The organism is Bacillus sp. LLTC93 (assembly GCF_002993125.1).
GTDB classification, from domain to species: domain Bacteria; phylum Bacillota; class Bacilli; order Bacillales; family Bacillaceae; genus Bacillus; species Bacillus zhangzhouensis.
In genome coordinates, this window is record NZ_PVME01000002.1 from 620,431 (window position 1) to 633,180 (window position 12,750).

The 12,750-nt window shown below is 41.5% G+C and carries 15 protein-coding genes; 1 reads left to right on the top strand and 14 read right to left on the bottom strand.

What is annotated here, in order from left to right; translation table 11 throughout:
* Positions 1–36: 36 nt before the first annotated feature.
* The 3 genes from murA to C6W18_RS08370 all read right to left on the bottom strand — a co-directional run bounded on the left by murA (position 37) and on the right by C6W18_RS08370 (position 2,470).
* Positions 37–1,344: a UDP-N-acetylglucosamine 1-carboxyvinyltransferase gene (murA, locus tag C6W18_RS08360; RefSeq protein WP_034318336.1), complete on the bottom strand. Its 1,308-nt coding sequence runs from the start codon at positions 1,342–1,344 to the stop codon at positions 37–39.
* A gap of 32 nt (positions 1,345–1,376) precedes the next feature.
* A complete protein-coding gene (locus C6W18_RS08365) occupies positions 1,377–2,111 on the bottom strand; it encodes a YwmB family TATA-box binding protein (RefSeq protein WP_105927218.1) in 735 nt (244 codons plus the stop codon).
* Positions 2,112–2,239: 128 nt separating this feature from the next.
* Positions 2,240–2,470, bottom strand: coding sequence for a DUF1146 family protein (locus C6W18_RS08370; RefSeq protein WP_008354922.1), 231 nt, complete (start codon positions 2,468–2,470; stop codon positions 2,240–2,242).
* Positions 2,471–2,640: 170 nt separating this feature from the next.
* On the opposite strand from C6W18_RS08370, the gene C6W18_RS08375 reads away from it, so the two are divergent.
* Positions 2,641–3,108, top strand: a complete 468-nt coding sequence (locus tag C6W18_RS08375; protein WP_105927432.1) for a hypothetical protein — start codon at positions 2,641–2,643, stop codon at positions 3,106–3,108.
* Positions 3,109–3,156: 48 nt separating this feature from the next.
* Here the strand turns inward: C6W18_RS08375 and C6W18_RS08380 are convergent, their stop codons facing one another.
* The 11 genes from C6W18_RS08380 to glyA all read right to left on the bottom strand — a co-directional run bounded on the left by C6W18_RS08380 (position 3,157) and on the right by glyA (position 12,596).
* Complete coding sequence (locus C6W18_RS08380) at positions 3,157–3,552, bottom strand: F0F1 ATP synthase subunit epsilon (RefSeq protein ID WP_034318329.1); 396 nt, start codon at positions 3,550–3,552, stop codon at positions 3,157–3,159.
* A gap of 24 nt (positions 3,553–3,576) precedes the next feature.
* A complete protein-coding gene (atpD, locus tag C6W18_RS08385) occupies positions 3,577–4,998 on the bottom strand; it encodes a F0F1 ATP synthase subunit beta (protein ID WP_034318326.1) in 1,422 nt (473 codons plus the stop codon).
* 24 nt (positions 4,999–5,022) lie between these two features.
* A complete protein-coding gene (locus C6W18_RS08390; protein WP_034318324.1) occupies positions 5,023–5,889 on the bottom strand; it encodes a F0F1 ATP synthase subunit gamma in 867 nt (288 codons plus the stop codon).
* A gap of 89 nt (positions 5,890–5,978) precedes the next feature.
* Entirely contained in the window at positions 5,979–7,487 is a 1,509-nt protein-coding gene (gene atpA / locus C6W18_RS08395) for a F0F1 ATP synthase subunit alpha (protein WP_034318323.1), read from the bottom strand.
* 16 nt (positions 7,488–7,503) lie between these two features.
* Positions 7,504–8,049 (bottom strand): F0F1 ATP synthase subunit delta, encoded by a 546-nt coding sequence (locus C6W18_RS08400; RefSeq protein ID WP_105927220.1) that lies wholly within the window; start codon positions 8,047–8,049, stop codon positions 7,504–7,506.
* Positions 8,046–8,567, bottom strand: coding sequence for a F0F1 ATP synthase subunit B (atpF, locus tag C6W18_RS08405; RefSeq protein ID WP_034318318.1), 522 nt, complete (start codon positions 8,565–8,567; stop codon positions 8,046–8,048). Before atpF ends, C6W18_RS08400 begins: the two co-directional genes overlap by 4 nt.
* 120 nt (positions 8,568–8,687) lie before the next feature.
* Entirely contained in the window at positions 8,688–8,900 is a 213-nt protein-coding gene (gene atpE / locus C6W18_RS08410) for a F0F1 ATP synthase subunit C (RefSeq protein WP_003214968.1), read from the bottom strand.
* A 48-nt stretch (positions 8,901–8,948) separates the two neighbouring features.
* On the bottom strand, positions 8,949–9,683 hold the full coding sequence (atpB, locus tag C6W18_RS08415; protein ID WP_034318315.1) for a F0F1 ATP synthase subunit A: 735 nt from the start codon (positions 9,681–9,683) through the stop codon (positions 8,949–8,951).
* A 7-nt stretch (positions 9,684–9,690) separates the two neighbouring features.
* Positions 9,691–10,074: an ATP synthase subunit I gene (locus C6W18_RS08420; RefSeq protein WP_034318313.1), complete on the bottom strand. Its 384-nt coding sequence runs from the start codon at positions 10,072–10,074 to the stop codon at positions 9,691–9,693.
* A 497-nt stretch (positions 10,075–10,571) separates the two neighbouring features.
* The gene (gene upp, locus C6W18_RS08425; protein ID WP_003214553.1) at positions 10,572–11,201 is read right to left on the bottom strand and encodes a uracil phosphoribosyltransferase; all 630 of its coding nucleotides are present in this window, start codon (positions 11,199–11,201) and stop codon (positions 10,572–10,574) included.
* A gap of 147 nt (positions 11,202–11,348) precedes the next feature.
* Positions 11,349–12,596, bottom strand: coding sequence for a serine hydroxymethyltransferase (gene glyA / locus C6W18_RS08430; protein ID WP_105927222.1), 1,248 nt, complete (start codon positions 12,594–12,596; stop codon positions 11,349–11,351).
* Between the last annotated feature and the right edge of the window lie 154 nt (positions 12,597–12,750).

The window sequence follows — 12,750 nt, forward strand, 5'->3', positions numbered from 1 at the left end:
CAGCATGCCCAAATGGACACACTGATTTCTTTATCATTACGCGTTCAGATCTGACACAACTTGTTCTTGTGTAACATCTGCTGATTCATCGTTTACTCTTTCAATATCCGCACCGATTGCTGCAAGCTTTTGGTGGAAGTTCACATATCCACGGTCAATATGCTTCAGTTCAGTGACACGTGTATGACCTTCTGCCACTAATCCAGCAAGTACAAGTGCTGCTCCTGCTCTTAAGTCAGTCGCTGCCACTTCAGCTCCTTGAAGTTGAACCGGCCCATTGATAATCACAGAGCGACCCTCAATTTTAATATCGCCATTCATGCGGCGGAATTCTTCAGCATGCATAAAACGGTTTTCAAATACAGTTTCTGTGATCATGCTTGTTCCGTTCGCACGAAGCAATAGCGCCATCATCTGAGATTGCATATCCGTTGGGAACCCAGGATGCGGCATTGTTTTTAGATCGATTGGCTTGAGCTCAGATGGTCCAATGACTCTTAAACCTTCTTCTTCTTCAATGATCTGAATACCCATTTCTTCCATTTTTGCAACAAGTGAAGTCATGTGCTCTGGTACTGCGCCTTTCACAAGGACATTTCCTTCTGTAATGGCTGCTGCCACCATGAAAGTACCCGCTTCAATTCTGTCAGGGATGATGTTGTGTTTTGCACCATGAAGTGTTTCCACACCTTCGATTTTGATTGTACCAGTACCTGCCCCACGAACCTTACCGCCCATGGCATTGATGTAGTTTGCTAAATCAACAATTTCAGGTTCTTTTGCTACGTTTTCTAAAATCGTTGTTCCTTCAGCTAGTGCTGCTGCCATGATGATATTTTCAGTTGCACCCACACTCGGGAAATCCAAATAGATTTTCGCACCTTTTAAACGGCCTTCTACTTCAGCCTCGATGAAACCATTACCTACTTGAATTTTAGCTCCCATTGCTTCGAAGCCTTTTAAGTGCTGATCAATTGGTCTTGAACCAATCGCACAGCCTCCAGGTAATGCAACTCTTGCATGACCTGTTCTTGCTAAAAGTGGTCCCATGACGAGCACAGATGCTCGCATTTTACGCACATACTCAAACGGAGCCTCAGTTTCTAGTGCATGAGATGCATCTACTGATACTTCGTTATTTTCAAAATGTACTTCTGCTCCTAAATGACGTAACACTTCATTGATTGTATATACATCGGAGAGCGTAGGTACATCACAAATTACGCTTTTTTCTGTACTTGCTAACAAAGATGCAGCGATAACTGGTAAAACGGCATTTTTTGCGCCTTCTACTTTAACTGTGCCGTTTAACTTTTGACCGCCGCGGACGATGATTTTTTCCAAGGTCTTCCCCTCCGCGTCCCAAATTCTCTATATTAATATTCAGTCGTTACGATTGGTGTGCCAACCGTAATCGTATGATTTTCGTTCATTTCCGAACTTCTGATGGCAATTTGAACATTCATTTTATCATTTGAAGTCATAATGAACTGTTCCCACTTATCTGTGTAAGCGGAAAGCGACACAAAATTAGACTCAACGAGATACTCAACTGGTTTTGCTTGAAATTCTTTTGCTAACATTTCAGCTTTTTTTTGCAAAACAACATCCATCATACCATTTACATGACCATCGAGACAAGTAAAAATCACAAATTTTTCTTGTAATATGCTTTTTGCATGACGTACGAACTGATCATATGTATGCTCCCAGGTATTCAGTGGGCGAGCACCTTTTTGCTCATATAATAAATACGACTTTTGGTTTGATTTTGTGTCGGTCTTCACGAGTAAAATTTTCGATAATGTATCATTTTTTTCATCTTTGTACATTCCTGTGACTTTGGTGACATGTTTCTCTTTTTTTTCGGTCCACTCATACTGTCGTAGTTCGTCTTTCAAACGTTTCACTTTTTTTGAAAATTGTTCGGATGAAATGTCTACATTTGTTTTGGCATGAAGGGTCCATCCATCTACTTCGATTTGCTGGTTTTTCAGACCTTCTGCTATTTGGGCGAGTGGGGAAGATTCTTCCGCACGAACTCCTTGAATCATCAGAACAAAAAAAAGAATAAACGCAAATAATGGCCAACCTTTCAAATACTTTCTCACTTGTCATTCCCCCTTGCTACCAGTGTTGCCGCAAGGAGATAAATGCATACGTGGAAAAGTCATCAAAGGCCGGACTTTTGACACTTCTTTTTACGTTCCCGCAGAAGGACTTGACCAAACCTTTTATGTTAAAACATATAAGGAATTTGTCTGGAGAAATTTAAATAATCAAGGAAGAAATTGCTGACCGCAGATGCGATGGCAATGGTGATGAGCATCATCAGCAATCTTGCCTGAACGATTTTCCCTTTTTTAATCAGTGGATCAATATTTACGGCAAGCAATGCCCACCAAGTGATCGCGATAAAAAATAGGTGGATCACAATACTCACAATTGCTTGTTGTCCTACGTCTTCCATACAGTTGAATCCTCCTTCTATTTATTTCTGTAAAGGAAAACTCCCTTTCATTATATCCTCGAAAATCGGAAAGATGAATCATTTGGAAAAAAGAGCTACATTTAGTGTGAATCCCCTCTTATCCTGTTGCATAGGAGATGATATACTGCGTGTGGAAGGAGCTGATCAGTTTGAAAGATTCTTTTCCTGATTTTGTTGATTTGTACGGAGAACTGGTTCCCTCATTTGATCATGAATGGGAAGCCATTGCTTTCTACTTTGATTATAGACAGACACAGCTAGAAGAATTAGCACAATTGTGTCATTTTCATAACATTTCTTTGGATTACTCAGAGGAAAGCCTGTATCAGTTAGAGTCATTATACTTTGATGCGTTTACCCAGCAGCTTTTTGCTGAGTGGAAAATGCCCATTGATGCATTAGAAGCGATGATGAGTGTGTATATGGGTGAGGTTGTCATTAGGCATCATTTAGATGCTGACTGGGTAGTGCGGCCTTATATGGACTCTTCGCATCAATATACCCTTGGCTTGCGCAGAAACAATAAAACATGGCATAGTATTCAGTTTTGCGAGCACTTATATCTTGAAAAACAAGCATCTCATCCTTATGTGTCGATGTATCAGTCTCTCCTGTAATTCTTAAAAAAATCCTTCTTATCATTGTGATAAGAAGGATTTTCTGTTTTATTTCCCTGCTACATTTAAACGGTTTAACGCCCGTTTTAATGCGAGTTCCGCCCGGCGTACATCACTTTCATTCGGGTGGTTCAAATGCTCTTCAGCACGCTGTTTCGCTGATTTAGCACGATCTACATCAACTTTCTCTGATGTTTCAGCGGCCTGAGCAAGAATGGTTACTTTTTCAGGGCGAACTTCAACAAATCCCCCACTTACTGCAACCAATTCAGTTGATCCACTATGTTTTAAGCGAACTGCACCGATTTTTAGCGGAGCAACCATTGGAACGTGGCCAGCTAAAATACCAAGCTCACCGCTTTCTGCTCTTACACTGACCATTTCCACATCCGCTTCATACACTGGGCCGTCGGGAGTAACGATATTGACTTGAACGGTCTTCATGCTTTTACCCTCCTAAGGACCAGATTAGGCCTCTACACCCATCTCTTTGGCTTTTTCAACCACTTCTTCAATGCGACCGACTAAGCGGAATGCATCTTCTGGAAGGTGATCGTATTTACCAGATAAGATTTCCTTGAAGCCTTTAACAGTTTCTTTCAATGGCACATAAGAACCCTTTTGGCCAGTAAACTGTTCTGCTACGTGGAAGTTTTGAGATAGGAAGAATTGAACACGACGTGCTCTGTGTACCACAAGCTTATCGTCCTCAGATAATTCATCCATACCTAAAATGGCAATGATATCTTGTAGCTCTTTATAACGTTGCAATGTTTGCTGAACTTCACGCGCAATCGCATAATGTTCTTCGCCAACAACCTCAGGTGCAAGTGCACGAGATGTTGATGCAAGTGGATCAACCGCTGGGTAAATACCCATTTCTGTCAGCTTACGCTCAAGGTTCGTCGTTGCATCAAGGTGAGCGAACGTTGTTGCTGGAGCTGGATCTGTATAGTCATCCGCAGGTACATAGATCGCTTGAATCGATGTAACCGATCCTACGTTTGTAGATGTGATACGCTCTTGCAGCTGACCCATTTCTGTTGCAAGTGTCGGCTGATAACCTACCGCTGAAGGCATACGTCCAAGAAGGGCTGATACTTCAGAACCTGCTTGTGTAAAACGATAGATGTTATCGATGAAGAACAATACGTCTTGACCTAGTTCATCACGGAAATGCTCTGCCATTGTTAAACCAGTTAGGGCAACACGCATACGTGCACCTGGTGGCTCGTTCATTTGACCGAAGACCATCGCTGTTTTTTCGATAACGCCAGAATCTTTCATTTCGTAGTAAAGGTCGTTTCCTTCACGTGTACGCTCTCCAACACCAGCGAATACAGAAATACCGCCGTGTTCTTGTGCGATGTTGTTGATTAATTCTTGAATCAGAACGGTTTTACCTACACCGGCTCCACCGAATAGACCGATCTTCCCACCCTTGATATAAGGAGCAAGAAGGTCAACAACTTTGATACCTGTTTCAAGAATTTCAACTTCTGTAGAAAGTTGATCAAAAGATGGCGCTTGTCTGTGGATTGGATCTCTTTGAGCTTCCACACCAAGTGGCTCATCTAAGTCAATGTTATCTCCCAGTACGTTGAATACACGTCCAAGTGTTACGTTACCAACAGGTACTGAAATTGGTTTTCCAAGGTCTACAGCTTCCATGCCGCGTTTAACACCATCTGTTGATGCCATTGCGATGGTTCTGACTGTATTATCACCTAAATGTAGTGCTACTTCTAAAGTTAAGTCGATCGTAACTTCACTTTCGCTTTCCGCTTTATGCGAAACTTTGATCGCATTATAAATCTCAGGCAAGTGACCGTCTTCAAAATGAACGTCTACGACTGGTCCCATGATCTGACTGATGCGTCCTGTTTTCATTGCATTCCCTCCTGACAATTATTTCTATTCTAAGGCAGCTGCTCCGCCGACAATTTCTGTAATCTCTTGTGTAATCGCTGCTTGACGAGCACGGTTATAAGAGAGTGTCAGGTTGTCGATCAATTCTTTCGCGTTGTCTGTTGCACTCTTCATTGCTGTCATTCTTGCAGCATGTTCACTTGCTTTGCTGTCAAGAAGCGCACCGAAAATCAAACTCTCTGCATATTGAGGAAGGAGAACTTCAAGAATTTCTTCTTCAGAAGGCTCAAACTCATAAGATGCGGAACGTTTATTTGATGTCGCTGCGGCCGAAAGGTCCGTTAGCGGCAATAATTTTTTCTCTGTTACTTCTTGTGAAATGGCACTGACAAAATGGTTGTAGAACATGTAAAGTTCATCAAACGCTTCATCAGAGAACATTTGAACTGTACTGCTTGCTAATTCTTTAATATCAGCAAACGCTACTTCGTCTCCAAGCCCTGTGACTTCAGAAATAACTGGAATACCGCGCTTTTTGAAGAAGTCGCGTCCGATTTTACCAATGACAATCACCGCGTATTCATCAGCAGATTGATGACGAGATTGAATGGTTTGGTAAGCGGCACGCAAAATCGAGCTGTTAAAAGGTCCTGCAAGCCCTCGATCAGATGTAATGACGAGATACCCTGTTTTCTTGACCGGTCTTGAAAGAAGCATTGGGTGCTTAGCACTTGTTCCAGTTGCTATTGCAGCAACGACTTCCTGGATTTTCTCCATGTAAGGAACAAAAGACTTCGCATTGTTTTCAGCACGATTCAGTTTCGCAGCTGATACCATTTGCATCGCTTTTGTGATCTGACTCGATTTTTTCGTTGACGTGATCCTTGACTTTATATCGCGTAATGAGGCCAAAGATTTCACCACCTTTTTTTCAGGAATCCGTGTTCATTTACGTGAAAAGAGAGAAAAAGAGAATCTTTTTCTCTCGGAAAGATTACTAATTAGTTGCTTGGCGCAAACGTACGTTTAAAGCCTTCGATTGCTGTCTTCCACTCTTCATCAGCAGGCATGTTTCCTGTTTGAGAGATCGTGTCAAACAAGTCTTTATGGTTTTCTTCAATGTACATGAATAACTCAGCTTCAAAGCGCTTGACATCAGCAATGGCTACATCATCTAAGTATCCTCTTGTCAGTGCATAAAGAATCGCTACTTGTTTTTCAACTTTAAGCGGTTTGTTCAAGTCTTGTTTTAAGACTTCAACTGTTCTTGCACCACGGTTTAATTTCGCTTGAGTGGCTTGGTCTAGATCAGATCCAAACTGAGCGAATGCTTCTAGCTCACGATATGAAGCAAGGTCCAAACGAAGTGTACCTGCTACCTTTTTCATCGCTTTAATTTGTGCAGAACCACCTACACGGGATACAGACAATCCTGCGTTTACCGCTGGACGTACGCCTGAGAAGAAGAGATCAGATTGTAAGAAGATCTGTCCATCTGTGATCGAAATAACGTTTGTTGGGATATATGCAGAGATATCACCAGCTTGCGTTTCTACGAAAGGCAATGCTGTGATAGAACCGCCACCCTTTTCGTCACTAAGCTTCGCTGCACGTTCTAATAAACGAGAGTGAAGATAGAAAACATCACCAGGGAATGCTTCACGACCTGGAGGACGACGAAGCAATAATGAAAGCTCACGATAAGCTGCCGCTTGTTTAGAAAGGTCATCATATACAACAAGTACATGCTTGCCGTTATACATGAATTCCTCCCCCATCGTTACACCTGCATATGGAGCAAGGTAAAGAAGTGGAGCTGGCTGTGATGCAGAAGCTGTGACAACGATTGTGTAGTCAAGCGCACCATGCTTACGAAGTGTTTCAACAACGCCACGAACTGTTGATTCTTTTTGTCCGATCGCTACATAGATACAGATCATGTTTTGATCTTTTTGGTTTAGGATCGTATCAATTGCAACAGATGTTTTACCTGTTTGACGGTCACCAATGATTAATTCACGCTGTCCACGTCCGATTGGAATCAAGGCATCAATGGCTTTAATTCCTGTTTGAAGCGGCTCATGTACAGATTTACGATCCATAACGCCTGGTGCTTCACTTTCGATTGGACGTGTTTTGCTTGTTAAGATTGGACCTAGTCCATCAACAGGCTGACCAAGTGGGTTCACAATACGTCCGATTAACTCTTCACCTACAGGAACCTCCATGATACGACCTGTACGTTTTACGTCATCACCTTCGCGGATATCTTTGTAAGGTCCTAAAATAACGATACCTACGTTAGACTCCTCAAGGTTTTGAGCCATACCCATTACACCGTTAGAGAACTCAACTAGTTCTCCTGCCATAATGTTGTCAAGGCCATGTACACGCGCGATACCGTCCCCTACTTGAATGACTGTACCGACATCTTTTACTTCGATTTCAGATTGATAGTTTTGGATTTGCTGCTTTATCAGCGCGCTAATCTCTTCAGCTTTGATACTCACTAAGGTTTCACCCCTTCTAACGATTTTCGCCTGCAAGCTGACGTTCAATGCGGGAAAGCTTTCCGCTGACACTGCCGTCATAAATGCGGTTTCCGATACGGATTTTCACTCCGCCTATTAGATCCTTGTCAATCACATTTTCAACACGCAGTGATGTGACTCCGGCTTTTTTGGCAAATACTTCAGATAATGATTGAATTTCAGCCCCGCTAAGCGGTTTAACTGAATACACGATCGCATCGTCTATTTGTTTCGTGCGGTTTGCAAGTTTCACAAACTCAGACGTCATTTCAGGGAAAATATTCGTGCGTCCGCGGTCAATCAGTAAATACATTGTGTGCAACACATAAGTTGAAACACCTTTGAAAGCTTCTGCAATCAAATGTTTCTTTTTGTCTGCCGTAATCTTCGGATGAACAAGAAAGTGGTTCAGTTCTTGATCAGCCTTTAGCACTTTTTTGATCTCATTCAGCTCTTTTTCAGTTTCGTCTACTGCCGAAGAAGCAAGAACGATGTCAAAAAGAGCAGAAGCGTAACGCTTAGAGACAATTGTTACGCTCATCGGCTTTCGCCTGCCTCTTTAAGATACTCTTGGATCAATTTCTCTTGTGCTTGCTCATCAAGTTCTTTTTCAATCACTTTAGAAGCAATTAGCACAGATAGTGATGCAACCTGCTCACGCAGTGCAGCCACAGCTTGTTCTTTTTCTTTCACGATTTCAGTTCTAGCAGATTCTTTCAAGCGCTCTGACTCTTGACGTGCTGCTTGAATGATCTCTTCTTTTTGTTTCTCACCAAGCTTTTTCGCATTTTCGATGAGTGTATGTGATTCTTCGCGTGCTTCTTTCAATAAAACACGTTGTTCTTCAAGAAGTTTTTCAGCTTGAACATGCTTTTGTTCAGCACTTGAAATTTCATTTCCTATATAATCTTCACGCTGCTTCATAATACCTAATAAAGGTTTAAGCGCAAATTTCTTTAAAAGTACAAGCAGGATGAGCATAGCGATAAGCTGGAATATCATATCCCCGGCGTTGAAACTTAAGCCTCCTGCTCCTAAAACCACTGGTAACTGAGACATTTAGTACGGCAACTCCCTTCTTCAAATAATATGTTAAGAAACAAAACATAAAGGAATGGCGAAGTTTCGAACTAATCTGATCTTCGCCATTAAAATTCATATTAGAACGCTTCTCACATATTAACCAAAGAATGCCAAGAATGCGATAACGACAGCGATAATTGGAAGTGCCTCAACTAAAGCTACCCCGATGAACATAAGTGTTCTTAGTTCTCTACCAGCTTCTGGCTGACGAGCGATTCCCTCAACTGTTTTAGATACGATTAGACCGTTACCAATACCTGCTCCTAGTGCTCCTAAACCGATTGCAATTGCTGCTGCTATTAAATTCATTAAAAAGCTCCTCCTTTAAAATAACGTCCTTTTTGGACTCTCAAATTTTTAGTGTTCGTCGCTGACTTTATGGGAAATGTAAACCATTGTCAGCATTGTGAAGATAAATGCCTGGATTGTTCCGACAAACAAACTGAATGCCTGCCATACAATCATCGGCACGATGGCACCTAATGTACCAATGATACCAAGCGCAATGTTTTGCGAGTAAAAATTGGTCGCAAGTCCTGCAAGTAACCCAAGAAGAATCTCTCCAGCGAAAATATTTCCATAAAGACGCAAACCAAGTGTTAGCGTGTTTGCAAATTCTTCAATAAGTTTCAATGGTACTAAAAGCGGAATTGGTCTAAAGTAGTCTTTCGTATATTCCTTGACTCCTTTTGCCTTGACACCGTAGTAATGTGTCAATCCCATGACCATAATCGCTAGTGTCATTGTGATTGCTGGGTCTGCTGTTGGTGATTTCCACCACAAGTTGTGATCGACCGAAATCGAGAATGGCAGTCCAAGCATGTTTGAAACAAATATGTACATGAGTAATGTAACGCCAAGCGCTAGAAATGGGGCTCCTGTTTTCATGTCCATCGAACTACCTATGATATTTCGAACAAAATCAACAATCCATTCCATGAAGTTCTGCGCCTTTGTCGGACGAATAGACAGAACACGAGTAGTCAGCACCGCTATGAGAAGAACGATGATACTAGCAATCGTAATCATGAGAACATTGGATAAGTTGAACGTTAACCCTAAAAATTCTGTAGTTTTTGAACTGTGACCCAAAGAGTATTCACCTCTCTTCCATAGTAGAACGTTTAAGTTGAATGAAGGAATCTATCATAATGACAGGATATATTGTCATTAATCCTATAACAACACCTGCCAGATGAACTTCATTAGGGTAACGCCAAGCAATCGCTACTGCGAGAATCGCGTTGGCCCACCTGGCTGTACTTCCCATTGAACGAATGGATTTTCCTTTTTTAACCGCCCGATCAAAAGCGTGCATTCTCCGTATAAGTAGGAATAAATTAAAGAAAGCAAAAATTGTGCCGATAATGAAACCAAGGAACAGTGGTTTAAAACCAGGCATGGCAAAGCCAAACACAAAAATTGCCAATAGATACAACATGTATTTACTCTGTCTGCGGAAAATCGCGTTTGGATCGTTCATTCATCTGACTCCCGATGAAAAATATTGTAAAAAAGATGATAAATGGTGATGAAAACTGCGTAGAAGACGCTGATGATAAGACGTCTTGTTCGAAAAAAATCAATCACCCATCGGTCTAATTGCACAATCAGACTTGGAATCTTTAGATCTATGGGATGCTGCTTCATTCGCTGATACAAACCCTGATAATTAAAGGGTTCACAATGAGGATTAGTAGAGTGCTATAGGCTATGAAAACCTTACCATAATACCCTCGTTTAGCATACAATAGCGTCTATGATGTGTCAATCCGTTGAAAGTTAAAAAACTTTTCTATAGTGATAGAGCACACAAAATGTTCACAATTTCATCAAACTTTAGGAGAGTTGTGACATTCATTGAAAAAAACAGCTAATGTTCAGTATACATTGATTTTTCTAAGAACGATATCACCCGTTTGTCATATTTTTCAAAAACCCCACATGCACGTTTGCATGTGGGGTTTCATTTGAACATTCTTATTTTGTTCCATACATGCGATCACCAGCATCACCAAGACCTGGAATGATGTAACCTTTTTCGTTCAACTTCTCATCTAATGCTGCAATGTAGATATCGACATCTGGATGATGTTTTTGCATTTCTTCTACACCTTCAGGGGCAGCAATGAGACACATGAAGCGAATGTTTTTCGCACCGCGTTTTTTCAAACTGTTTAGCGCTTCGACTGCTGAGCCGCCAGTTGCAAGCATTGGGTCTACTACGATAAATTCACGCTCTTCCACATCAGATGGAAGCTTCACATAATATTCAACAGGCTTTAATGTTTTCGGATCACGGTATAAACCGACATGTCCCACTTTAGCAGCTGGAATGAGCTTCAAAATCCCGTCTACCATTCCAAGACCTGCTCTTAAAATTGGCACAACACCGAGTTTTTTACCTGAGATCACGTTTGATTTAGCTACTTGTACAGGTGTTTCTACATCTACCTCTTCAAGCGGTAAGTCTCTTGTGATTTCGAATGCCATTAATGTTGCGACTTCATCCACTAGCTCTCTAAATTCTTTTGTTCCTGTATGAACGTCACGAATATATGTAAGTTTGTGCTGAATTAGCGGGTGATCAAATACATAAACCTTTGCCATTGCTTGCTACAACTCCTTTTCTGTCATCTTCCGGTGAACTTTGCACACTTCCTACAATTCTACATAAAAAGACATCATCTTTCAATATGATTCGCAAATCCTACAAAAAAAACCCACATGCCAAAAATAGGCAAATGGGTCTGCTTTTTAATAATCTAATTCATTATATAGAGGGAAGCGGGCAGTGAGATCAGACACACGCTTTTTCGCCTCTTCTAATTTCGCTTCATCTTCATGATGTTTAAGAGCAAGCGCAATAATGGAACCGACTTCTTTCATCGCTTCTTGATCGAACCCGCGGCTTGTCACTGCTGCTGTACCTACTCGTACACCACTTGTGACAAATGGTTTCTCTGGATCATAAGGAATCGCATTTTTGTTCACTGTGATGCCGATTTCATCCAGAACATTTTCTGCAATTTTCCCTGTGATGCCAAGAGTACGCAAGTCGATGAGAACTAGATGGTTATCTGTTCCACCAGATACAAGCTGAATATCCTCAGATAAAAGTGTTTCAGCTAGTTGTTTTGCGTTATCGATCACGTTTTGTGCATATGTTTTGAAATCTCCGTTCAATACTTCACCGAAAGAAACAGCTTTTGCAGAGATAACATGCATCAGTGGTCCACCTTGAATACCAGGGAAGATCGATTTGTCGATCTTTTTACCAAACTCTTCACGACATAGAATCATTCCGCCGCGAGGTCCGCGTAAAGTTTTGTGAGTTGTCGTTGTCACAAAATCTGCGTAAGGAACTGGATTTGGATGAAGACCTGCTGCAACAAGACCCGCAATGTGAGCCATGTCGACCATAAAGTAAGCACCGACTTCATCAGCAATTTCACGGAACTTTTTGAAATCAATTTGACGTGGGTATGCACTTGCACCCGCAACGATTAGCTTCGGCTTATGCTCACGTGCTTTTTCAAGTACATCTTGATAGTCGATATGCTGTGTTTCTTTATCTACACCATATTCTACAAAGTTGTATTGTACACCACTAAAGTTTACAGGGCTTCCGTGTGTTAAATGCCCACCATGTGATAAGTTCATGCCTAGCACTGTATCGCCATGCTCAAGAATTGTAAAGTATACGGCCATATTCGCTTGAGCACCTGAGTGAGGCTGTACGTTCACATACTCAGCGCCAAAAATTTCTTTTGCGCGATCACGTGCGATATCTTCTACAACGTCTACATGTTCACAGCCGCCATAGTAGCGTTTACCAGGGTAGCCCTCAGCATATTTGTTTGTTAAAACTGAGCCCTGTGCTTCCATGACTGCTTCGCTTACGAAGTTTTCTGATGCAATTAATTCGATTTTGTCCTGCTGGCGTTTCCGCTCTAGTTGAATTGCTTTGAATACTTGTGCGTCTTGCTCAGGTAAATGTTTCATCAGCGAAATCCTCTCCAATCTATTTCCATTCGATGTTTTCACCATCTCATTGTACACGGTTTTTGAGTAAAATGTAAAAGTTTTTTTTGGAAAATGGACTTCTTTTTTATGAAAAACCGAATATTAAAGGGGTGAAGCGTCTTCATCATTCAAC